The sequence below is a fragment of the Sporofaciens sp. St.21A7 genome (assembly GCF_059728535.1).
This window is the reverse complement of the sequence record NZ_BAAGFN010000001.1, coordinates 4,884,555-4,907,696: the sequence shown is the minus strand read 5'-3', so window position 1 is coordinate 4,907,696 and position 23,142 is coordinate 4,884,555. Positions and strand designations below refer to the sequence as shown.

26 protein-coding genes are annotated in these 23,142 nt (G+C 48.0%); all 26 read left to right on the top strand.

Annotated features, from left to right (window positions below; genetic code table 11):
* The first annotated feature begins 48 nt into the window (after positions 1 to 48).
* The 26 genes from AC6I3O_RS24385 to AC6I3O_RS24260 all read left to right on the top strand — a co-directional run bounded on the left by AC6I3O_RS24385 (position 49) and on the right by AC6I3O_RS24260 (position 23,105).
* On the top strand, positions 49 to 1,293 hold the full coding sequence (locus AC6I3O_RS24385) for a flagellar hook-length control protein FliK (RefSeq protein WP_497853098.1): 1,245 nt from the start codon (positions 49 to 51) through the stop codon (positions 1,291 to 1,293).
* Between the two features lie 38 nt (positions 1,294 to 1,331).
* Positions 1,332 to 1,913, top strand: coding sequence for a flagellar hook capping FlgD N-terminal domain-containing protein (locus tag AC6I3O_RS24380; RefSeq protein ID WP_497853097.1), 582 nt, complete (start codon positions 1,332 to 1,334; stop codon positions 1,911 to 1,913).
* A 45-nt stretch (positions 1,914 to 1,958) separates the two neighbouring features.
* Positions 1,959 to 2,366, top strand: a complete 408-nt coding sequence (locus AC6I3O_RS24375) for a TIGR02530 family flagellar biosynthesis protein (RefSeq protein ID WP_497853096.1) — start codon at positions 1,959 to 1,961, stop codon at positions 2,364 to 2,366.
* A 151-nt stretch (positions 2,367 to 2,517) separates the two neighbouring features.
* On the top strand, positions 2,518 to 4,029 hold the full coding sequence (locus AC6I3O_RS24370; RefSeq protein WP_497853095.1) for a flagellar hook-basal body complex protein: 1,512 nt from the start codon (positions 2,518 to 2,520) through the stop codon (positions 4,027 to 4,029).
* A gap of 22 nt (positions 4,030 to 4,051) precedes the next feature.
* Positions 4,052 to 4,336, top strand: coding sequence for a flagellar FlbD family protein (locus AC6I3O_RS24365; protein WP_497853094.1), 285 nt, complete (start codon positions 4,052 to 4,054; stop codon positions 4,334 to 4,336).
* 33 nt (positions 4,337 to 4,369) lie between these two features.
* The gene (locus AC6I3O_RS24360) at positions 4,370 to 5,185 is read left to right on the top strand and encodes a motility protein A (RefSeq protein WP_497853093.1); all 816 of its coding nucleotides are present in this window, start codon (positions 4,370 to 4,372) and stop codon (positions 5,183 to 5,185) included.
* Positions 5,186 to 5,197: 12 nt separating this feature from the next.
* Entirely contained in the window at positions 5,198 to 5,953 is a 756-nt protein-coding gene (locus AC6I3O_RS24355; RefSeq protein WP_497853092.1) for a flagellar motor protein MotB, read from the top strand.
* A gap of 23 nt (positions 5,954 to 5,976) precedes the next feature.
* Entirely contained in the window at positions 5,977 to 7,023 is a 1,047-nt protein-coding gene (locus tag AC6I3O_RS24350; RefSeq protein WP_497853091.1) for a flagellar motor switch protein FliM, read from the top strand.
* 81 nt (positions 7,024 to 7,104) lie between these two features.
* The gene (locus AC6I3O_RS24345) at positions 7,105 to 7,464 is read left to right on the top strand and encodes a response regulator (protein ID WP_159748812.1); all 360 of its coding nucleotides are present in this window, start codon (positions 7,105 to 7,107) and stop codon (positions 7,462 to 7,464) included.
* Between the two features lie 15 nt (positions 7,465 to 7,479).
* Positions 7,480 to 7,920: a flagellar basal body rod protein FlgC gene (flgC, locus tag AC6I3O_RS24340; RefSeq protein ID WP_497853090.1), complete on the top strand. Its 441-nt coding sequence runs from the start codon at positions 7,480 to 7,482 to the stop codon at positions 7,918 to 7,920.
* Positions 7,921 to 7,959: 39 nt separating this feature from the next.
* Positions 7,960 to 9,384 (top strand): flagellar motor switch protein FliN, encoded by a 1,425-nt coding sequence (gene fliN / locus AC6I3O_RS24335; protein WP_497853089.1) that lies wholly within the window; start codon positions 7,960 to 7,962, stop codon positions 9,382 to 9,384.
* A gap of 19 nt (positions 9,385 to 9,403) precedes the next feature.
* Positions 9,404 to 9,754 (top strand): flagellar biosynthetic protein FliO, encoded by a 351-nt coding sequence (gene fliO / locus AC6I3O_RS24330; RefSeq protein WP_497853088.1) that lies wholly within the window; start codon positions 9,404 to 9,406, stop codon positions 9,752 to 9,754.
* The gene (gene fliP / locus AC6I3O_RS24325; RefSeq protein WP_497853087.1) at positions 9,754 to 10,410 is read left to right on the top strand and encodes a flagellar type III secretion system pore protein FliP; all 657 of its coding nucleotides are present in this window, start codon (positions 9,754 to 9,756) and stop codon (positions 10,408 to 10,410) included. The genes fliO and fliP overlap by 1 nt, the downstream gene beginning before the upstream one ends.
* Positions 10,411 to 10,427: 17 nt before the next feature.
* Positions 10,428 to 10,688, top strand: coding sequence for a flagellar biosynthetic protein FliQ (locus AC6I3O_RS24320; protein WP_497853086.1), 261 nt, complete (start codon positions 10,428 to 10,430; stop codon positions 10,686 to 10,688).
* A gap of 16 nt (positions 10,689 to 10,704) precedes the next feature.
* Positions 10,705 to 11,472 carry a flagellar biosynthetic protein FliR gene (locus AC6I3O_RS24315; RefSeq protein WP_497853085.1) on the top strand — a complete coding sequence of 256 codons (768 nt, stop codon included), beginning with the start codon at positions 10,705 to 10,707 and terminating at the stop codon, positions 11,470 to 11,472.
* A 15-nt stretch (positions 11,473 to 11,487) separates the two neighbouring features.
* Entirely contained in the window at positions 11,488 to 12,549 is a 1,062-nt protein-coding gene (gene flhB / locus AC6I3O_RS24310; protein ID WP_497853084.1) for a flagellar biosynthesis protein FlhB, read from the top strand.
* 3 nt (positions 12,550 to 12,552) lie between these two features.
* The gene (gene flhA, locus AC6I3O_RS24305; RefSeq protein ID WP_497853083.1) at positions 12,553 to 14,634 is read left to right on the top strand and encodes a flagellar biosynthesis protein FlhA; all 2,082 of its coding nucleotides are present in this window, start codon (positions 12,553 to 12,555) and stop codon (positions 14,632 to 14,634) included.
* A gap of 81 nt (positions 14,635 to 14,715) precedes the next feature.
* The gene (locus tag AC6I3O_RS24300) at positions 14,716 to 15,525 is read left to right on the top strand and encodes a sigma-70 family RNA polymerase sigma factor (RefSeq protein WP_497853082.1); all 810 of its coding nucleotides are present in this window, start codon (positions 14,716 to 14,718) and stop codon (positions 15,523 to 15,525) included.
* Positions 15,506 to 16,252 carry a flagellar hook-basal body protein gene (locus AC6I3O_RS24295; protein ID WP_497853081.1) on the top strand — a complete coding sequence of 249 codons (747 nt, stop codon included), beginning with the start codon at positions 15,506 to 15,508 and terminating at the stop codon, positions 16,250 to 16,252. The genes AC6I3O_RS24300 and AC6I3O_RS24295 overlap by 20 nt, the downstream gene beginning before the upstream one ends.
* Before the next feature lie 71 nt (positions 16,253 to 16,323).
* Positions 16,324 to 17,034: a flagellar hook-basal body protein gene (locus tag AC6I3O_RS24290; RefSeq protein ID WP_497853080.1), complete on the top strand. Its 711-nt coding sequence runs from the start codon at positions 16,324 to 16,326 to the stop codon at positions 17,032 to 17,034.
* 11 nt (positions 17,035 to 17,045) lie between these two features.
* A complete protein-coding gene (locus tag AC6I3O_RS24285; protein WP_497853079.1) occupies positions 17,046 to 17,666 on the top strand; it encodes a chemotaxis protein CheC in 621 nt (206 codons plus the stop codon).
* A 3-nt stretch (positions 17,667 to 17,669) separates the two neighbouring features.
* Positions 17,670 to 18,152, top strand: a complete 483-nt coding sequence (locus AC6I3O_RS24280; RefSeq protein WP_497853078.1) for a chemotaxis protein CheD — start codon at positions 17,670 to 17,672, stop codon at positions 18,150 to 18,152.
* Between the two features lie 62 nt (positions 18,153 to 18,214).
* Positions 18,215 to 19,129 carry a chemotaxis protein gene (locus AC6I3O_RS24275; RefSeq protein WP_497853077.1) on the top strand — a complete coding sequence of 305 codons (915 nt, stop codon included), beginning with the start codon at positions 18,215 to 18,217 and terminating at the stop codon, positions 19,127 to 19,129.
* Positions 19,130 to 20,374 carry an EAL and HDOD domain-containing protein gene (locus AC6I3O_RS24270; protein WP_497853076.1) on the top strand — a complete coding sequence of 415 codons (1,245 nt, stop codon included), beginning with the start codon at positions 19,130 to 19,132 and terminating at the stop codon, positions 20,372 to 20,374.
* A gap of 56 nt (positions 20,375 to 20,430) precedes the next feature.
* Positions 20,431 to 21,303 (top strand): hypothetical protein, encoded by an 873-nt coding sequence (locus AC6I3O_RS24265; RefSeq protein ID WP_497853075.1) that lies wholly within the window; start codon positions 20,431 to 20,433, stop codon positions 21,301 to 21,303.
* Between the two features lie 152 nt (positions 21,304 to 21,455).
* On the top strand, positions 21,456 to 23,105 hold the full coding sequence (locus tag AC6I3O_RS24260; protein ID WP_497853074.1) for a methyl-accepting chemotaxis protein: 1,650 nt from the start codon (positions 21,456 to 21,458) through the stop codon (positions 23,103 to 23,105).
* The last annotated feature ends 37 nt before the right edge of the window (positions 23,106 to 23,142 follow it).

Sequence of the window (23,142 nt, the reverse complement as noted above, 5' to 3'; positions counted from 1 at the left end):
TGTCAAGAGTTACAAAGAATTATATAATAGGAAAGGAGGAAGAAACCCATGGAGAAGTTGAGTATGAAGACGATGGATATCGGATTTCAGACGGCAGGGAATGTAAAGGCGTCGCAGCAGACGGCGGACGTGTCTGGCGACTATGATTTCCGTAAGATGCTTCAAAGCAAGAATGAGGATGCCCAGGGCAAACAAGACAGCAAGGAAGTATCCAAGGATCAGAATAAGGATACGGCGACAGATAAGACCGAAGCGGCAGGCAATCAGAAACAGGAAGGGGTGTCCGAGGAACAGGGGAAGACAGAACAGACCGACAGCAGCGAGACGGATACGAGACAGGCAGAGGTTATGATTGCATTGCAGATACGTGAACGCTATTCTTATGGATTTACCGGAGCGGTTCAGGAAACAGAAGAGCAGATTCCTACCGATGCAGTGGCGGAAGTAACAGATGTACTGCCGGAGATCGGGGCAGAAGAAGGAGTACAGATACCGGGAACGGCGGAACAGGGGGTCGTTCTGGTACAGAATGAAGAACAGACACAGCAGGTGCAGATGCCGGAAACTGGACGGGTACAGACAGTGAAGCCGCAGCAGGCTGCAGAGCAGCCGGAACAGATGCCAAAGACAGCGGATGTGAAGACAGCAGAGGCAATGCCGGTAATACAGACTCGGGATTCTGCCGAGACAAAGTCACAGACACAAGATTTTACATCGAATCTGAAAGAGACGGCAAAGACGGTCGCACAGCCAGAGGAAAAGGCGGATGCACAGCCGGAACATTTTGCGGCGGAGCAGGCGGCGGCAGCGGTTCGGCCGGAAGCAGAGCAGTCTGTACGGACAGAGGTGGAAAGGCCGGAGACGGCGGCAAGAGTATACGTGGAGCAGCCGGAGGAATTGCCGGAGAAGGTGACAGACACCTTGTTGGCGAAGCTGGTGGAAGGCGTGAAGGAGTTTGAGATTCATATTGAACCTGTGAATCTTGGAAAGATTGCAGTAAAGGTACTTTACGAAGGAAATCAGGCGACAATCTCGATTGTATGTTCCGAGAAGCGCGCCATGGACGCGCTAAGCCAGAATGCCCGTGAGATTGGGAATATCATCGACCGAAATTTAGGCGGAGAGACGACGATCATCGTGGATAAGCAGGAGACGGACTACTTAAACCAGACTCGGGATGAGAATGAGCAGACGAACCAGAACCAGCGGCAGAAAGAAGAGAAGAGCCAGAATCAGGATGGAGAGGATGCAGAACAGTTCTTACAAAGGCTGCGGTTAGGGTTGACCGGCTAAATATGATGAAGAATGGATGAAAGAAAGGAGAAGAAAATATGGCAGGAGTGAGCGACGTATTATTAAGCGATGCCGCCAAATATCAGTATGATGCAGCGAAGGCATCCCAGACAGACGCAGTTGCCAACGGAGGCGATTTGTCTATTGATGATTTCTGGAAATTGATGGCTGCACAGCTTCAATATCAGGATCCAATGAATCCCATGAGCAACAGCGATATGATGAACCAGATGACGCAGATGGCTACCATGAACGCGATGACCCAGGTAACAGATGCGGTAGCGAAGTTTGCCACGGTGTCGAATAATCTGTCTCAGGTTACGCTGACAACTTATTCTACCGGATTGCTGGGAAAAGAAGTTACGGTTGCGATTACTAATGAGGAGGGAGAAGTGACCGGAACCAAGAAGGGTACGGTAACGGGCGTAGACCTGACCGGTGCGACGGCAGTATATATTGACGGAAAGAAGTACGAACTGTCACAGGTTATGGGTATCGGTGAAGTACCGGTGAAGATTCCAGACAAAGATAAGGACGAAACCGATAAGACGGATACAGATAAGACAGATACGGATAAGACGGATACAGACAATACGACAGGCGACAAGGATAAAGAGTAGTTTGAGGGGATTACACGGGGAATAGAGATTAAGGCGGTGCAAGTAATGAGTAAGATGAACCAGATTACGAATGCCGGGACGCTTAAATTGCAGCATGCATCCGCGCAGCTGCAGACAAAAGGGATCATCGGCGCAGGTGCGAATACAGGCACAAAGGTGCAGTTCGCAGACGTTTTGCAGAAAGAAGCCGACAAAGCTCAGTCCGTTCAATTCTCCAAACATGCGGTACAGAGAGTCCGGGAACGGGGAATCGAGATGACAGACGGTCTCCTGAAGGACTTGAACCAGGCAGTTTCCAAAGCCAGGGAAAAAGGCGCAAGAGACGTGGTTATCATCGGCGAGAGCGGGGCTTTTATTGTAAATGTTCCACATAACGTCGTAGTGACAACGATGTCGGGAACAGAGATGAGGGAAAATATATTTACGAATATTGACAGCGCAGTCTTAATGTAAGCCGGACCATTTGATGGAGGTTTCGTATCTGTATGACTTGCAGATACATAAGGAACCGCCTGGGCAGGAAGCGGTTGTGAGATACAGCGGGCGGCACGGCGGTTCCCCTGAGACGGCGCAGAGTATATGTTAAGGAAAGGATGTATAACAAATGGTTAGATCAATGATTGCCGGAGTCGCAGGGCTCAAGGCGCATCAGTCCAAGCTGGACGTTATCGGTAATAATATAGCGAACGTTAATACATGGGGTTTTAAGTCTTATAGCTACAACTTCCAGGATGCAATGTATACCAATTCAATCAGCAGTACAGGCGGAAGCCAGATGGCGGGGGCTGCCGGCGGACATAATGCTTCTCAGGTAGGTTATGGTTCACAGCTGTCCTCCATCTCCAACGAGTTTAACACAGGAGCTCCGGCTCCTTCTTCCAATAATCTGGACTGTATGATTGACGGTACGGGATTCTTCCTGGTAGGAAATATGGTGAACGGCGCGTTTGACGATATCGAATCTTCCGGGCTGAACCTGTCAAGAGTCGGAATCTTCCGTGTGGATAACAACGGTTATCTGGTAGATAACCAGGGAAGTTATGTATATGGGTATCAGCCGATTGAAGGAACGGGAACGCCAGAGACGCCGGCGACGTCCAGTTCGGTGACGATTAAGGATGCTTCGGCTATGCTGAAGGAGCCCACTACTGCAGATGGGAAATGGACGATTACAATCGCAGGTATAACGATGGATACAAATGTTACGTCTGTGAACGATTTTGAAGACGCGGTAAACGACTGGATAACGGGAGTTACAAAGTTGGAGGCGTATCCGAAAGCAGAAGCGGCGGATCTTGCAGCTGGAAGCGGTGTGACTTTATACACTTTTGAAAATGGCGAATATAAAGAATTTACTGGAACAGTCGATCCTAATGCAACGTATTATAAGCAGAATCCGAAATTGAATGCAAAATATGACTATAAGGATGATGCAGGTGCGACGCAAACTGAAACTGTGTTTCTAGATTTAAGTAAAGTAAATATCAGCCTGGACCGTATTGGTCGTTATCTTACCAGTGCGACACTGACGATTACGGCAAAAGAGGCGGGAGATACTTTCGACGCGACCCTTGGCCCTATTAGAAAAGCCCTAATCGGCACAGGCGAGGTGGTAGACCCTAACGACCCTGCAAAAGTATTAGAGTCAGTCGAATCCGGACGGAATCAGGGTAACAACCTTGTGCCGGGAGTTGCGGCAGAATATGTAGATCAATTATCTGCAATCCGTATCCCGATTGATCCGGAAACCGGGCAGCGTTACGACATTCAGGGATGGAAGATTGACGAATACGGAATGATTATGGGAACCGACAGAAACGAGCGCACGATTCCAATCGGACAGCTTGCCCTTGTTTCCGTAGAGAACCCGAACGGCCTTGAGAAGAAGAACGGCTACTACTACTCCGTAGGGCCGAACGCCGGAGCCGTAGAGGCAATCAAGCCAAACGGCGGGCCGGTAGGAATCATCAGGGGGGGCTCTCTTGAGATGGCAAACGTAGACATAGCGAACGAGTTCTCCAACATGATTACAACACAGAGAGGTTTCCAGGCGAATTCAAAGATTATCACCGTAACGGATGAAATGTTACAGGAGCTTGTTAATATGAAGCGTTAGTAGCTGCCGGGAAGTAATAGATTTGGTTTTAACAGCATATTCCAGGATATGGCGAAATACTTCTTCGCCATATCCTGGGATATGTTTGAAATTTATGAGGAACTATGATATGATAATGCTGACGAAATTAAATGACACGAAGATCGTATTGAATTGCGCGCATATAGAATCTGTGGAGATAATACCGGAATCAAAGATCCTTATGACAAACGGCAAGTTTTACATCGTAAAAGAGGGTGCGGAAGAGATAATCGAGAAAACAATTGAGTACAATGGTAAGATACATTGCTACCGTGGAGATAGATAGTATAGTAATTAAGGAATAAGGCGGTGAAGATAAGTGGATATAACTAGTATTTTAGGTGTTGTTATCGGAGCGGTGCTGATCGTATTCGTAGGTATCGGTCCGGCAAAACTTGGGAACTTCTGGGATCCTGCCAGTATAGCAATCGTTGTTGGAGGTACGATTGCTGCAGGAATTGCAAGTTACCCGTTTAATATGCTTCTGACACTTCCAAAGCATACGAAGATGTTGTTTCAGGGAAAGAAATATAACATCGGCGAATTGATTGACATCCTGGTCGAGATGGCTCAGCTTGCCAGGCAGAACGGTCTTCTGGCGCTGGAGGAGAAGGCGAACGAGCTTGACGATATGTTCTTCAAGCAGGGCATCATGCTGATTGTAGACGCGACAGAACCGGAGGAAGTTCGTACGCTTCTGGAGAGTGATGTGGAAGCCATGCTGTCAAGGCATGAGGATTGTATCGGGATTTATGAGACTCTTGATGCGAAAGCTCCTGCATTCGGTATGATCGGAACGCTGGTCGGACTGGTTAACATGCTGAAAGGTATGAATCTGGATGAAGGCGGCGCGGGAGATATCGGTCCTGCCATGGGAACGGCGTTGATCACAACTTTCTACGGATGTATACTTGCCCACATGATATTCTCACCGATTGCCAAGAAACTGAGAGTAAGGAATGATGAAGAATTACTGTATAAGCAGATCATGATTGAGGGAATCCTCGCGATCCAGGCGGGAGATAATCCTAAGTTCCTGCGTGAGAAGCTGGTTACGTTTGTATCTCAGAAGCAGCGCCAGAAACTTCTGGATCCGGATGCGATTGCGGCGAAGAGCAAGAAGGCAGAAGAATAACAGGAGGGAGATATGAAGAAGAGGAACAAAGGCGGCGGCGGTGGCGGCGCCAATTGGATGGACACCTATGGAGACCTGGTAACTCTGCTGTTATGTTTCTTCGTATTGTTATACTCCATCTCTACCCTGGATCAGTCGAAGTGGATTATGATTGTCAAGAGCTTCAACCCGGAAGCGGAAGAATTGTCCCAGATTGCGGATGAGACGGAGCCGGGAGCGCCCAATGATATGTCGGGAGCCGTAGAGGCGGAAGCGTTCGACGAATTATATGAGGCTTTGAAAGCAGCGGTAGATGAAGCGAATATGAATAGTGAAGTAGAGCTGTTTAAAGGGGACGGTTATACTTTTATCACATTTCAGGATAATGTATTTTTTGACGGAGACAGTTCCGTGATCAAACAGGATGGAATGGATGTGTTGGCGCAGTTTGCGTCGATCCTTTCAGGAGTCAAGGATTCTGTGAAAGAGATTCAAGTGTTGGGACATACGACGCAGGCAGACCCGGTTATTCCGAATAATCCGGAGAACGACAGGGTTCTTTCCTCGGAAAGAGCGGCAAGGGTTGCGGCATTCATCCAACAACGTACGGAAGTGACGCCGGATAAGATAGTACCAATTGGGTACGGACAGTTCCGGCCGGTCGCGCCGTTTGATACGGCGGAGAACCGGGCAAAGAACCGGAGAGTCGAGTTGTTAATCACGAAATCTGATGCGGTAGAGCATACTCTGGAAGAATATTATCAGATGATGGACAGAACAAGCGAGTAAAGTAAGGAAAGTGGGAGTTTAGGATGGCAGATGTATTATCGCAAAGTCAGATAGACGCATTGCTGAATTCCATGCAGAATTCCGGTGCGGATGAGGTGGTAGAAGAAAAGAAGGAGGTCGTGAAGGAGAAGGAGTATAAGAAGTATGATTTCTTCAGCCCGAAGAAGTATACGAAGGATAAGCTGAAGATGCTCAGCAGTATCTACGATAACTACTCCAGAATTGCTGCTTCACAGATCAACGGTCTGTTCCGGGCTGCCAGCGAAGTTGAGGTTATGGGGGTCGAGGAGCAGAGATATTATGAATTCGGGAACGCCCTGAACGAGTCGGACGTACTTACGATTGCCAATATAGATCTGCCCGACCGATCCAGCAATCCGCCAATGCTGATGCATATCAGCCCGATGCTGATGGCGTCGATGATCGACCGTATGCTTGGCGGTACGGGTACGGATATGTCTGTGGATATGTCCTATACCTATACGGATATCGAATTGGCTTTATATGCGAAGATTATCAAGTATCTGGTCATGATTACTAAGGATGTATGGGCGGGTTATATTAATTTGGATGTGGAGTTCGAGCGGGTAGAAGAGAACCCGAGTATGTTCCAGGGAATCAGTGTGGATGAGACGGTTGTGATTATCATGCTGCACATTTCCCTCGGCGGAATCGACGGAAGTATGAATATCTGTATGCCGGGAACGCTGCTGAGCAATATGTTCGAGATTATTGATAAGACGAAGCATCTGGCGAAGAAGAGCGATGCGGCGCACCTTAGGAATACCAAGGAAGATATCCTGGAGAATATTCGGGAGTCCAAGATGGATATTATGGCGCAGCTTGGTATTGCAAGGATGAATCTGGACGATGTATACAATCTTCATGTGGGAGACGTCATCGACTTGAACAAACCGCAGGATTCTTTGATTTCACTCTATATCGAAGGGCAGCCGTGGTTCAACGGCCAGCTTGGCGTACATAATAAGAATGTTGCAGTTAAGATTGAGGACCGTCTGCTTGAGCCGAATAAGTTGCTTGAAGAGGCAGGAGAAGACGTGGCAGTATAACTACCAGATAAATCCAAGGAATTATCTGAGTAAATAAATTATAATGAAAACATTAACATTAACAAAAGTGAGGTAGAAGAAATGGCAAAGATTTTATTAGTGGATGACGCGGCGTTTATGAGAATGATGTTGAAGAACACGCTGTCGCAGGCAGGGTATACGGATCTGATTGAGGCGGAGGATGGAGTGAAAGCGGTAGAGGCTTACACTGCGGAGAAGCCGGATCTTGTGTTCATGGATATTACCATGCCGAACAAGGATGGATTAGAGACGTTAAAGGAGATTAAGGCGATGGATCCGGGCGCGACGGTCGTTATGTGTTCCGCAATGGGACAGGAGACAATGGTTATGGATTCCATCAAGTCTGGAGCAAAAGATTTTATTGTAAAGCCATTTAAGCCGGAGCGTGTATTATCAACGGTGAAGAAGATCCTTGGCTAGTTTAAGGAGGTTAATATGTCTTTTTTGAGTTCATTTGATATAAGTGCATCAGGGATGACGGCAGAGAGGCAGCGGCTTGACATAGCGGCAGAGAATATCTCCAATGCCGAGACCACCAGGACCGCCAGCGGAGGAACTTACCGCCGGAAGATGGTTGTCTTGCAGGAGGTTCCGGCCACCTCTTTCCGCACCAGATTCAACAGCCTCCTGAACCGGACTGCGTCCAAGGGCGGAGTGAAGGTGACGGAGATCGTGGAAGACCAGAGAGACCTGAATCCTGTTTATAATCCGGATCACCCGGATGCGAATGAGGAAGGCTATGTTATGATGCCGAACGTAGATCTTGTAAAAGAGACAATAGACGGTATGTCTGCAACGAGAGCCTATGAGGCGAACATTACGGCCTTTAATGCCATGAAGCTGATGGCGCAGAAAGCGTTAGATATCGGCAAATAGAAAAAGGGGTGATTTTCCCGGAAGGAGTGAAGGGTTAATATGAATTCAGATTGCTTTAGTAAACTGGAAATAGATGCGATAGGCGAGATACTTAATATCAGCCTTGGCGCGTCAGCGACAGCGGTTTCCACGATGCTGAGTGCAAGGGTAGATATAACGACACCTATCGTCAACGTCGTGAATAAAGAAGAATTCGAATTGGACAGGGTTGATCCTGCAGTCTGTGTCGAGATTACATATGTTGCGGGTCTGGAAGGACAGAACGTTATGCTTCTCAAGAGGCATGATATCAAGGTAATCGTCGAGATGGCCATGGGGATGGAGATTGCTGATGAAGATTTTGAATTAGATGAGATTAATATCAGCGCGGTCTGCGAGGTCATGAATCAGATGATGGGGGCGTCTGCGACAGCGTTGTCTGAATTCTTAGGAAGAGTGGTTGATATCTCCACACCGGTTTCTTTCGAGGTGGAGAATGAGCAGCAGTTTATAGATAAATATTTTGTAGATGAAGAACCTAAGGTTTTGATCGGATTTACGCTCAAGATTGCGGACAAATTGGAGAGTGAATTCTTTAACGTAATGCCGATTGCATTGGCGAAGGGATTAGTGGAAGGTTTCCTTCCGCCGGAAGATATTGTTCCATATGTCCCGGGCGGAGCGGGAAGCGCACCGCAGGCAGAAGCCCCGGCGCCAGAACCAGAGCCGGCGCCGGCAGCCAGTGAACCAGCGGCAGAGGCCTCAGGTGGAAAGATGTCCCAGGAGGAGATCGAGAGAATGCTTGCGGGCATGATGGGCGGCGAACCAGAGCCGGCGCAGGCAGAAGCCCCGGCGCCAGAACCGACACCGGCTCCTGCACCGACACCGGCCCCGGTTCCAACACCATCGCCAGCGCCGGCTCCTGCGCCAACACCGGCCCCGGCTCCTACAGCAGATCCGACGGCAGACATGGCGGCACAGCCGGCGATGATGCCAATGATGCAGGGGGCGGCTCCGATGGTGAACCCGGATGTTTCAATGATGCAGATGCAGATGATGCAGCAGATGATGCAGCAGATGCAGCAGATGCAGCAGCAGATGCAGGAACAGAACAGCGCGCCGAAACCAATGGCAGCGCCGCCGGAACCAAAGATGATCCATGTACAACCGCCGATGCAGCCCAATTTGAAGGCGGATACCGGAATTGTGCTTGAAGGGGAGCAGGAAGAGAATATGGAATTGATTATGAGTGTTCCATTGGAAGTTTCTGTTGAGATTGGAAGGACGAAGAAGCTTGTCAAGGATATCCTTGACTTTACGAAGGGTTCTCTGGTTGTTCTGGACAAACTGGCGGGCGAACAGGTAGACTTGTATGTCAATGGACAATGCATTGCGAAGGGTGATGTCGTAGTTGTTGAAGACAACTTTGGAATAAGAATTACAGAGATCATGAAAGTGAATCTGATTGCATTAGAGCAGCATTAAAGAGTAAGGAAGGAAAGATATGTGGAGAGTGATTGCCACCTTTGTTGCGGTAATAGTGATTATATATCTGAGTTATCTGGCCAGCAAGTACATAGGCAAGGGGCTGGGCAGAAGCGGTAGTTCCCGCTATATGCGTCTGATCGATCAGATTACCCTTGGCCAGGATCGGCACGTTGCAATTATGCAGGTTGGCGGGAAGTATCTGCTCGTTGGTGTCACGTCAGGCCAGATCAGTCTCCTGTCTGAGGTTTCGGATGAAGATTTGTTTCCTTTGGAGCCCGATAATGCAGAGGGCGAGGGGAAGATACCGGACTTCAAAACAATGATAGATAAATTGGGTGACATAACGAAAAGAGGAGGTAGAAATTAGTGTACGATTCATTAATCAATGTGAATGGCAATCAGGTTCCTACACTGGATATTCTGTTGATGCTGACGGTCATATCACTTCTGCCCTCTCTTTTGATCATGGTGACGTCTTTCGTAAGAACAGTGATCATTCTCTCTTTTTTGAGAAATGCAATGGGTGTCCAACAGACGCCGCCCAACATGGTATTGGTTGGGATTGCAATTTTTCTGACTCTGTTTATCATGGATCCTGTCATTAAGCAGATCAATACGGAGGCATATACGCCATATAAGAATCAGGAGATTACGCAGGAAGAAGCCATTGCCCGGGCTCAGGTCCCGTTGAAGGAATTCATGCTGTCGAATACGGAGAAGAGTTCCCTCAAGCTGTTTGTGGATATGTCCGGGGCGGAAGAGGTTGAGAATGAAGTGGATCTTCCCATGACGGTCGTGATCCCCTCTTTTATGACGAGTGAGCTGAAGCGAGGGTTTACCGCGGGATTCCTGTTATATATTCCATTTCTGTTGATCGATATTGTAGTATCGTCTACCCTTATGTCTATGGGTATGATGATGCTGCCTCCGGCGATGATCTCAATGCCGTTCAAATTGCTGTTATTCGTAACTGTAAATGGATGGGAACTTCTGTTTTCCACGATTGTCAATAGTTTCCGATGACGGGAAGGGGTATATAGATGACGAATGGTGAAGTGGCGGATCTGATGTATGAAGTGTTCATACTGATTATCCAGCTTGCAGGTCCGCTTCTGGTGATCAGTATGCTGGTTGGTATCCTGATCTCCATCATACAGGCGGCGACGCAGATTCATGAACAGACGATTACGTTTGTGCCAAAATTATTGGTAATTGGCGTCATACTTGTTTTTTCCGGCAGCTCTATGTTGGAGACGCTGCAGGAATTTACCACGAAGATCTTTCTGATGATACAAGGCTGATGCGAGGAGTGATGACATGTCGATAGATAATACCGCACAGCTTACCTTGTTTTCGCTGATTCTGATGCGGATGTCAGGATTTATCTTAATGAATCCGATATTGGGAAGAAATAATATACCGGTGCGGGTGAAGGGGGGATTTATCTTCATCCTGACGATGACGGTGTATTCCGCTTCGATGGAAGAAGCGATAGAGATTGCGAGTACGGTTGAGTTTGGATTTCTTCTATTTAAAGAATTTGCGGCAGGATATGTAATCGGATATGTCATGCACTTATTTTTTTTTATTGTTAGTTTTGCGGGTTATGTGATTGACTATCAGATTGGGCTGTCCATGGCAACCGTGTATGACCCGCAGAGTAACGCGCAGATGCCCGTAACAGGCAGTGTGTACCAGGCATGGCTGATTATGCTGTTTTTCGCTGTGGACGGACATCTTGCACTGATGAAGATCTTGCTGACCTCAGCAGAGATTGTCCCATATGGGGGGATTGTGCTCACCCAGGGACTTGCATTGAAAATCATCGATATCTTCCTGGAATGTGTGGGCATGGGAGTAAGGCTTGCGATACCCATGATTGCAGCAGAGTTTCTTGTGGAGATGGGAGTGGGTATCCTCAATAAAGTAGTGCCGCAGATTAGTATATTTGTGATTAATATTCAGATGAAATTAATTGTCGGTCTGGGCCTTCTGGCGCTTCTGTATGCGCCTGCGGGTGAATTTATCGAGAAGATTATGACGACGATGATAAAGACGGTCCAGGGAATACTGACATTTTTATAAAGGAAGTGAACACCTTTGGCGTCAGATGAAAAAACCGAAAAAGCCACACCTAAGAAGCGAAGGGACCAACGTAAGAAAGGTAATGTTGCTACCAGTAAGGACGTTATCGCGGTCGCTTCGCTTGTAGGGTGTTTCTATTCTATAAAGTTATTTTTCCCGACCATTTACCGCAGGCTCAGGGAGAGCATGGTTTTCCAGTTGGCCTCGGTTGCGGATATCGACGAGCTTTCCCTCGGCAATTTGCAGCTCGTAGGTATGAAGGCAATAGAGACTGCGGCGTGGTGTATTTTTCCGGTTGGCGTGATTAGTCTGGCGATCGGCGTGCTTGCCACAGGAATACAGACCCGATTCCTTTTCACAAGAGAACCGTTGAAGTTTAACCTGGGCAAGCTTAATCCATTGAAAGGGATTAAAAATCTGTTTTCTACGAGACAGCTTATGGAGCTGGTAAAGGCAGTCCTCAAGATTATTATTTTGGCGGTTGTACTGTACGGGATTTTGAAGGATGAGCTTGTGGTAATCGCACAGATGACGGATGTGAATCCGGTTGCGGCCGCCACCTATGTGCTGAACGAGATTATAAGCATGGTATTGAAGATTGGAATGATCTTTGCCGCTATTGCCGGGTTTGATTTCTTCTTCCAGCGATGGAAATATGAGAAGGATCTTAAAATGTCCAAAGAAGAAGTCAAGGAAGAGTTCAAGCAGATGGAAGGAGATCCTCAGATTAAGGGAAAGATCCGAAGTCTGCAGCAGAGCAGGGCGAGAAGCAGGATGATGCAGGCGGTTCCCGACGCCGATGTAATTATCCGTAACCCTACACATTTTGCGGTTGCGCTTAGGTATGATATAGACCATGACAACGCGCCTGTCGTGATTGCAAAAGGGCAGGATTATGTGGCTCTCAAGATTGTCGAGATTGCAGAGAACCATAAGGTCACGGTAATTGAGAATAAGCCTCTGGCGAGAGGAATCTATGCTTCGACTCCCCTTGGCGGGCAGATTCCCGCAGAGTATTACGGGGTGGTAGCGGAGATACTGGTTGAGGTATTCCGAATGAATAAAAAGTTGGTGTAGAAGATGAAAAATATATTAAATAATGCGGTGTCATTGATTGTAGTTATGATTGTACTGCTGTTAATCATACCGTTGAGTCCGTTTTTTCTGGACGTAATGATTATTTTGAATATTGCGGTATCGCTGATTATTCTTCTAATCAGTATGAATATCAAAGAGGCGCTGGAATTCTCTATCTTCCCGTCACTGCTTCTGATCACAACCTTATACCGTATCGGAATCAATATCTCCTCAACAAGGAGTATCCTTAGTAATTCGGGTACGGCGGGACAGGTAATCAAGTCTATGGGCGACTTCGTTCTTCAGGGAAATGTAGTTGTCGGAGTTGTTATCTTCCTGATTATCGTATTGGTACAGTTTCTTGTTATTACCAAGGGTGCGGAACGTGTCGCTGAGGTAGCGGCGAGATTTACGTTGGACGCTATGCCTGGTAAGCAGATGGCGATTGACGCTGACCTGGGAAGCGGCCTGATTACGGAGGAGGAAGCGAAACAGAGGCGTTACAAGATTCAGAAGGAAGCAGATTTCTATGGTTCCATGGACGGTGCCACAAAGATTGTTAAGGGAGATGCGACCATGTCCCTGATTATCACGGCAGTCAATTTCCTGGGCGGCTGTATCATCGGTATGGTACAGGGCGGAATGGGATTTACGGAAGTACTTCAAGTGTATTCCATTGCGACCATCGGCGACGGCCTGGTATCTCAGATACCGGCGCTTCTGATTTCGACGGCGACGGGTATGATTGTTACCCGTGCGGTTGCGGAAGACAGCCTGAACATCGATGTGACCAGACAGTTCTCCGCGCAGCCAAGGTCAATTATGATTGCAGGCGGCGTCCTTGCGATTCTGATTGCCGTTCCTGGAATGCCGAAACTCCAGCTCTCCATCATTGCCCTCGTGATGATGCTTGGAGGTTTTTATCTTCTTCGGCGGATGCAGTCATTTGCGGCGATTCCTGAGCAGGGACCGATGACGATGGGAGGACCTGGCGTACCGGAAGCAGACCCCATGCAGATGATGGAGGACGAGGAAAGTTTCAAAGATATCAACAGTGTATATTCGCTGATAACGGTAGAGCCTATTGAGATGGAGTTCGGTTACAGCCTGATTCCTCTCGTAGACGAGGCAAGCGGCGGAAGGATGATCGACCGTATCGTAATCTTCCGGCGTCAGTATGCACAGGAGATGGGGCTTGTCATCCCATCCATCAGGCTGCGAGACAGTTCCAGCCTGAATACGAACCAGTATGTCATTAAGATTAAGGGAGAAGAAGTCGCCAAGGGTGAGATTCTGGTAGACTACTATCTTGCCTTAGAGCCGCCGAATCTTGAGAAGGAGATCGATGGTATAGATACCATTGAGCCTGCATATGGTATTCCTAGTAAATGGATTACCGTGGATAAGAAAGAGATGGCTGAAATCTATGGATATACGGTTATCGACCCGCTGTCTGTAATGCTGACTCATCTGTCAGAAACGGTGAAGAAGCATGCCCACGAACTGCTGAATCGTCAGGAGGTTGTCCGCCTGATCGACAATATGAAGAAGCAGTCGCCTGAGCTTGTAGATGAATTGATTCCGAACCTGATCTCTTATGGAAACTTCCAGAAGATTCTGACAAATCTGTTGAAGGAAGGTATCCCGATCAAAGATATGGAGACGATCATGGAGACAATCGTAGATTCTTCCATGACGGTAAGGGATCTGGATTCTATCACGGAGAACATCCGTGTTGCGCTGAAACGGACGATTACCAGAAGATTCTGCGAAGGGAACAGTATGAGAGTCGTGACGTTAGACGCAGAGCTGGAAAAGAATATTATTACCAGCCTGACAAACGGGGATCATGGCGTATATCTGGCATTAAGCCCGGAAGTCATGCAGAATGTAATTACCCAGATGTCCGAGGAAGTGAAGAAGTTCCAGGAATTGGGGCAGTCGCCGGTCATCCTGACAAGTCAGGTGGTCAGGATTCATGTTTACCGGCTGATCGAACAGTTCTTCCCGGATGTTTATGTGCTGTCTTTTAACGAGATCAGCAACAATATCCAGATACAGGCGGTCGGCAATATCACGATGTAGCAAAATCTCTGGCAAATGGAGATAGGGGACGGCAGATATCAGTAAATAACTTAGATGTAACGAAATCTAACGGAGTGCAGTATGAACACACAGGAACGTTATAAGGATAAGACAAACGAAGAGCTTTTAAAACTGTATAAGGAGACGGGCAGCCTGGAAGTCAAGCAGGAGATCGTTATGCGCTATATCTATCTTGTGAAGAGTATTGCGCTTCAGATGCGGGACATCTATATGAGTTTTTCTCAGGTAGACGACATTATCAGTGAAGGCGTTATTGCGATTATGTCTTCCATCGATAAGTTTGATATGGATAAGAATGTGAAATTTGAGACATTTATTTCCAAAAGAATCAAGGGAATGATTATTGACTTGGCAAGAAAGCAGGACTGGGTGCCAAGAAGTACAAGAAAGAGCACAAGAGATATTGAAGAAGCGGTCACAACGTTATATAATAAGCTTGGGTACTATCCTTCTGTGCAGGAGGTGACGGACTATCTGAACATTACTCCGGAAAAGTATCAGGAAACCATGCGCAAGGCGTCCCTGTTTAATATCCTTTCGCTGGATATGGTGCTGGCGGAAGCCCAGGGGAATGAAGTCGGCGTGACGCTGCCCCAGGGGGATAAGAGCGAGCAGCCTGAGAGTAAGTTCCTGCAGAAAGAACTTACGCAGGTTCTGGCGGATGGGATTGGTACGCTCAAGGAGAATGAGAAGCTTGTGATTTCGCTGTATTATATAGATGAATTGAATATGAGGCAGATTGCGGACGTACTGAGCGTCAGCGAGCCGCGCGTCTCTCAGATTCATACGAATGCAATAAAGAAACTAAGGAAACACATGGAAAGATTCAACGAAGAAAAGGAGAGCAGGAATGTTTCAAGGGTATTATGATCTAACTTCTAATATGATCACACAGAACCGTAATCTGAATGTCGTCAGCAATAATATGACGAACGTATCCACTCCGGGTTATAAGATGGACCGAATCATGCAGAGTACCTTCCGGGAAGAGATGATTTATCGGTATGACAGAGACGGCAAGACTCCGGTAGGCAGAGTATCCTGGGTGAATACCGCGGCCGAGAGGGTAACGGACTATACGGAAGGAGGCATCCGGGAGACTGGCGATGCGTTGGACGTTGGACTGACCGGCAACGGTTTCTTCGTTATCGATACCGGCGAAGGCCCGGTATATACCAGGGACGGGTCGTTTAACCTGGATAATGAGGGGTATCTGACGCTGCCTGGAATCGGCAGGGTGCAGGGGACAAACGGGGCGATTCGCCTGACGACAGACAATATCATCATCGACAAGCAGGGGAATATCATCGCCGAGGACGGGAACCAGATTTTCGGGACGCTGCAGATTGTGGATTTTGCAGATTACGGCCAACTGACCAAGATTAGCGGAAGTGTGTTCCGGGCGAACGCACAGCCTCAGGCGGCGGATCGTGGGACTACGGTTACACAGCGGTATCTGGAGGACTCCAACGTATCTATGGCGGAGGAGATGACGAGGATGATCAGCAGCCAGAGGATTTTACAGAGTTCCGCCCAGCTTCTCAAGATTTACGATCAATTGGAGGCGAAGATGGTTACGATGGGTTCGGCTACGTAGGCGGCTGATAAATAGATGGCTGCCGGGAGATGTGTATAACATCCGCCGTGCAGGACAGAGAGGAGAGGCATATGTATACATCATTTTACACTGCGGCAAGAGGGGCGATGGAAGAACAGCGGAAGCTGGATGTGGTTGCCAATAACCTTGCGAATGTGAATAACTACGGTTATAAAGCGAAGACGCCGGTTTTTTCGGATCTGATGTATTATAACCTGAATAACTATGACGGGGCGGATACCCCGCTGAAAGCGGGGACGGGAATCCTGGTAGAGCAGACGAAGACCGATTTCAGTCCCAAGGGGCTGGTGACGACCCAGGGAGATTTTGACTATGCGATTATTGATTCCGGATTTTTTATGATGAGAAGCCCGGTTACCAATGAGATTACATATACGAGGAACGGACATTTCAGTATGTCCAAGCGCGGAGATGAATTCTACCTTGTGAATGATAACGGGAATTTCGTTCTGGATGAAAACCGTAATCCCATCCGTGTTACGGATGGCGAGCTAAGCGGTAAGATCGGAGTCTTCGGGTTCAACATTATGGACGGAATGTTGAGTGTCGGCAATAACGAGTATGCACCGGCCGTAAAGAACGGACAGCCGTTCCTGATGGCAGGCGCCCAGGTGGCTGACCATGCGCTTGAGATGTCCGGCGCAAGTGTGGCAGATGATTTTACCCGCATTATTGAGGCACAGAGAGCGTATTCCTATGCATTGAAGATGGTACAGACCTCCGATGAGATTGTGAATACAGTGAATACATTAAGGTCATAGAGAGGTGAATTATGGGGATAAAGACATATGAAGAGATGAATGATCTGGAGCTTGATATTTTGAAGGAGATTGGCAGCATCGGCGGCGGCAACGCAGCCACGGCGCTGTCAAGTATGCTAAGCGCGAAGGTGAATATGTCCCTTCCAAAGGTAGAGATTCTGGATTTCAACGAGGCGCTGGTCAACGTAGGAGACCCTGAGGAAGTGGTTGCGGCCATACTGGTAGAGATGTCGGGAGAATTGAGCGGTATCATGCTGTTCATCCTGACAAAGGAATTTTCAGATGAGATACTGTTCCGGATGCTTGGCAAGACGGAGGCGGATTTCTTTGAATTGGATGAGATTGATTCTTCCGTCCTCATGGAGATTGGCAATATTGTAATCTCCTCCTATATTACGGCGATGGCGTCGCTTGTGAATATGAGCGTGGAACTGTCGGTTCCGCAGCTTGCCGTGAATATGCTTGGCGGGATTATGAGCGTGCCGATTGCGATGATGGGCCAGCATTCAGACAGGATTATGATGATAACGGGAGAATTCAAGATTGATGGAAAAGCGTTAAACAGCAATATGCTGCTTCTGCCAGATGTAGAGTCGTTAAATGTTCTTATGAAAAAACTAGGAGTGGAATGATAAATGGAGAAGAAGATATCAGTAGGAATTGCTGATATGAAGATGACGAGACAGGAAGGCGTGTTGATTACATATGCGCTGGGGTCTTGTATCGGTGTTTCTTTTTATGATCCGATGATTAAGCTAGGAGCGCTTCTTCATATTATGCTTCCTGAAAAGAGTAGTGCGAAGGATGGAAATGTGTTTAAGTTCGCGGATACGGGTATCCGTGAGACGCTTCGCAAGCTTACTGCGTTTGGGGGGTCAAAATCGCGGATGGTATGCAAGATTGCAGGCGGGGCCAAGATGTTCGAGATGAAGGGCAGCGGAGGTCTTGGGAATATCGGTGAGAGGAATGCACAGAATGTTAAGAGGATTCTGATGGCGGAGGGGTTACGAGTTACCAGTGAAGATGTCGGGGCAAATTATGCAAGGACCATGCTGTTGGACGTGGCGACGGGGAATGTGTACGTCCGGTCGGCAGGGAAACCGGAGAAGATGCTTTAGCTCTTATGCCGGATGAATATTGCGTCGATAAATATACATAGAATGTAAAGGAGTGAGTGTGTATGGCTAATACAGAGATTTTACTGGAATCTGGAACAAATGAAATTGAAGTTATGCAGTTTACCATATTCGGCGAGCTGTATGGAATTAATGTGGCAAAAGTGCTGGAGATTATGATGGCGGATAAAGTGAAGCCTATCCCCCATTCTCATGATGCCGTTGAAGGTATTTTCAAGCCAAGGGAGACTCTTCTGACGGTGATTAACCTTCCGAAATATCTGACGGGTGAGTGTGGAGATACGAAGGACAGAGATCTGTTCATCATTACGAATTTTAATAAGATGCACATTGCATTCCGCGTACATTCCGTAGTTGGCATCAGCAGGATTTCCTGGGAAGCCATCCAGAAGCCGGATAAGGCGCTGACGAACGGGGAAGACGGCGTTGCCACAGGTATTGCGCAATGCGGGGATAACCTTGTCACAATCCTTGATTTTGAGAAGATTGTCGCAGAGATTGCGCCGGAGACGAGTATTCAGGTGTCAGATATCGACAAACTTGGCGACAGGGTCGAGAGAGACCAGAGTATTATCCTTGCAGAGGACTCCATCCTGCTTACCAAGATGATCTCGGATTCCCTGTTACGGGCGGGGTATTCCAATCTTACGACCTTTAATAACGGGAGGGAAGCATGGGAGTTCCTTGAAAGCATCCGAAGCGAACCAGATTTCTATAGAAGAGCCGCATTGTTGATTACTGATATCGAGATGCCGGAGATGGATGGACATCGCCTGACGAAACTTGTAAAAGAAGACGAGTATATGAAAAAGATGCCGGTTGTAATCTTCTCGTCCCTGATTAATGAAGAGATGAGAATAAAGGGCAAGCAACTCGGGGCAGACGAGCAGCTGTCAAAACCAGAGATCGGACGTTTGGTCGAGGTCATGGATGCATTACTGGACCGGAGGGATAGTTAAATGAAGAATTGTGTAGTAAGACAGGCTATAAAGGATCTGAAGGACACAGTTATCGGTTATGAGCTGCTTGTCCAGGAAGATGAGAGCAGCCTGTATAATTCCAGCTCAGACAATGTGGCGGCGAATACGATGGTTGCCTTCCTGTCTGAGAATTCTGAGAGGATATTCAAGGACAGGAAGACGTTTATGACATTTACGCCCACCCTCCTGTTTCGGAACACACCGAAGATCTTCGATAAAGATAAGGTTGTGATCCAGATTGAGGACAACATTGTCGTCCACTCTCTGGCGGCAATCCTGATTAGTAAGTACAGGGAAGACGGATACCATTTTGCTATTAATGATTTTCAGTTTACTCCCAAGTATTTCAGTATGCTGGAGTATGTTGATTATATCAAGATGGATCTTTCTAACAAGACGGAAGGGATGCAGCGGCGTTCGATTGCGAATGTAATTGATATGGCCCATGGGTTCCAGAAGCAGTTTATCGCAACGGGCGTAAACAGCAAAGAAGTATATGACTGTGCCGTAGAATTGGGCGTTGATTACGTGGAGGGGAATTATATTGCCGGAGCCACGACGTCCAAGACGAGCAAGATGGACTTCATGCAGGGAAATCTCTACCAGCTTATTGTGGAGATTACGAAGGATGAGCCGGATGTGGAGGTTCTGGAGGAGACGATTATCAGGGATGCGTCCCTTACCTATGCTCTGCTCAAGATGGCAAATTCAGCGTATTTTGCCGTGCATCATGAGACGACGTCTGTCAGGCAGGCGTTGGTTCGCGTCGGCATCAGCCAGTTGAAGCAGTGGGTTTACCTGTTAAGTTTCGAGGATAAGCAGAATAAGTCGGAGTCCGAGGAATTGCTGAAAGCATCTTTCATGCGTGCGAATTTTACATCAGCATTGGTGAAGAGGCTGAAGGATTTCCCGATTAACAGCTCGGATGCCTATTTGCTTGGTATGTTCTCAATGCTGGAGTACATGATTGACGCCCCCCTTGCGGAGATTCTCTATGAGATTCCTATTCTGGAAGAAGTGAAGGACGCCCTCATACGGAAGGAAGGCAAGGCAGGACGCCTGTATGAGCTGGTACTTAGTTATGAGAAGGCAGACTGGAGCGTAATCAAGGAGATTTCAGAGGAATTAGGGCTCAAGACGAACGAGATGGCGCAGATTTATATGGAATGTGTAGAAGAAGTGAATAATATCTGGGATAATGTGGTAGGCATGAGTGAAGAGTAATGCAGTAGGAGTAACGTCGTAGGATATGCCATAAGGTTGATTGAGGAGTAACGGGGGTGGAAGTTATGGTAGGCGGTATCTCAGCGATGAGCCCATATGTACATACATCATATCGGTATATGGGTTATGGGCGTATGAATCAAACGCCGCAGGAGATTGGAGCGGACTCCGGGCGGAAGGTTGGCGCAGTATCCGGCGTACGGAGCGCCGATGCGGTATCTGGGACACAAGGCAGACAGAGTGTATCAGCTATTGGCGGAGCGCAGGGCGTACAGAATGCGGGGGCAGTATATGGCGTTCAGGCCAATGCGAAAGTCGGAGCGGCTTTGGCGGCAGGACGCGCTGCAAGTCCGGGAACACCTGTGGAGCCGGTCAGCCCTGTGCCGGCAGTGGAAGCCAATGCTCCGCGGGGAATCGGGTATATGATTCCTTTCCTGCGGGAAGGGATGGACCCGGCAGAGCTGGCAGTGCGGATGCGTATTCAATATGTAGGCCCGACAGCCTCAGGAAAGACGCCCGCATCCGGCGGGGATGGGAGTGAGGCGGGTGCAGAATCCGCAGGACTGGGAGTTGACGCAGTCAGGAAAACCGCAGAAGAGGGCGAATGCCAGACTTGTAAGGAGAGAAAATATCAGGATGGTTCCGATGATGCCGGAGTTTCATACAAGACGCCGACACGGATAGCGCCTGAGCAGGCGGCAACCGCAGTGCGGGGCCATGAGATGGAGCATGTAGTACGTGAACGGGCGGCGGCAGTGCGGGAGGATCGGCAGGTGGTAAGCCAGTCTGTGACAATCCATACAGCAATCTGTCCGGAGTGCGGTACCGTCTATGTTTCCGGGGGAACCACAAGGACTACGACTGCGGCAAACCCACAGGCAAAACAGCCAGAGCAGCAAGAGGGTAACGGGGGATTCGATGCTGCATAGGGACTGTTATAGCAGATGATAAGATCTGCTGACACATTTTTGGGGTACAGTAATAATATGTTATTGAGAGATTTTATACTTAGAAATAGTTGGCAGAAAAGTTCCCAAAGATAGCAGGGAATGTGCAAAAAAGAAAGAGGGGATATATATCCATGCGTAAAAGTATTAAGACAATGGTTGGAATTCGGGTAGCGTTTGCATTTGCCGCCGTACTCGTCTACAGCCTGGTGGTAACATTCAATGTTTTTCTTATAAAGGATGCGGCGACTTCCAGCAGTGATGCAAGTGAGATGTTGGATACAATCGAAAAGGCAGAGACGGCGCATTATAAATGGTCCAGCAGCCTAAGCAGTGCTTTGTACGCAGGGATTGAGTTTGAGGGAAGTATGGATCCGACGACTTGTGTACTGGGAAAATGGCTTTATAGTGACTTGGATACGGAGGACGCCCTTGTTATTGAGAAGCGAGACGAGATTGAGCCTTTGCATAAGGCGCTTCATGAGTCGGCCGGCTATGCGCTGGAGCTTATGAAGACGGACCCAGAAGGCGCCCGTGAATATTATCAGGATACCATTCGGAAGAATCTTGCTGTGCTGGTGGCGGATTTAGATGAGATTGTAGCGGAAGGGGCAAAACTGACTGAGGAGAGTTCCGAAAGTATGTTCCGTACAATCCACGTTGTGCAGGTATTGGCCGGGGGCTGCTTTTTTGTTGCGCTTATTTGCCTTATCAGCCTTATCACTTATGTAATGAAACGTGTGATCCGGCCGATCATGTATATCAGCGAATGTGTTCGTCCGCTTCAGGAAGGGACGCTGGAATTGAATTTGAACTATGAATCACAGGATGAGATTGGGGAACTGTCAGCGGTTCTGGATAATTCTCTGGAAGTCATTCAGGGCTACGTAGGAGATATCAACCGGATTGTGAACCAGTTAGCGCAGGGTGAGTTTAATGTACACACCTCAACGCCGTTTATAGGAGATTTTAAATCAATAGAGACATCGATAGAAAGTTTTACAGATACATTGTCTGCGTCTATCGGCAATATTGGCAAGGTAGAGCATCAGATATCCGGAAGCGCCGAACAGTTGTCAAGCGGCGCACAGTCGTTGGCGCAGGGGGCGACCCAACAGGCAAGCGCAGTCGAGCAGTTATATGCGATGCTTGAGGAATTGTCAAAGAATGCGGCGAAGAATGTTGAGACGGCGCAGAATGCACAGGAGAATGCACGCCTGACCGGTGAGCAGGTAACGATCAGCAGCCAGCAGATGGAAGAGATGGTTTCTGCAATGAATGATATTACGCAGGCATCCCACAGAATCGGTGAGATTATTGCAACCATTGAGAATATTGCGTTCCAGACGAATATTCTCGCGCTGAATGCTGCGGTAGAGGCGGCAAGGGCCGGCGATGCAGGGAAAGGATTTGCAGTAGTTGCTGATGAGGTGCGAAGTCTGGCGGCACAGTCTGACCAGGCGGCAAAGGCAACCAAAGATCTGATTGGTAATTCTGTCCAAGTGACGGAGAAGGGAAGCCAGATTGTAGATGAAGTGTCCCAGACACTGCAGAAGACACTGAATCTTGTAGTTGAGTCTAACAGTGCGATTGGTTCGATTGCAGAAGTGATACAGGGAGAGGCAGAATCGATTAAGCAGGTTACAGATGGAATCGGGCAGATTTCAGAGGTTGTCCAGACCAATTCTGCCAGCAGTGAGGAATCTGCGGCTGTCAGCGAGGAATTGTTTGCACAGGTTACGATGCTGAAACAGCAGACGGAGAAGTTCAGATTGAAGAAATAATAATGAAGTGATAGAAGGAGCGCTGGCGGCGCTCCTT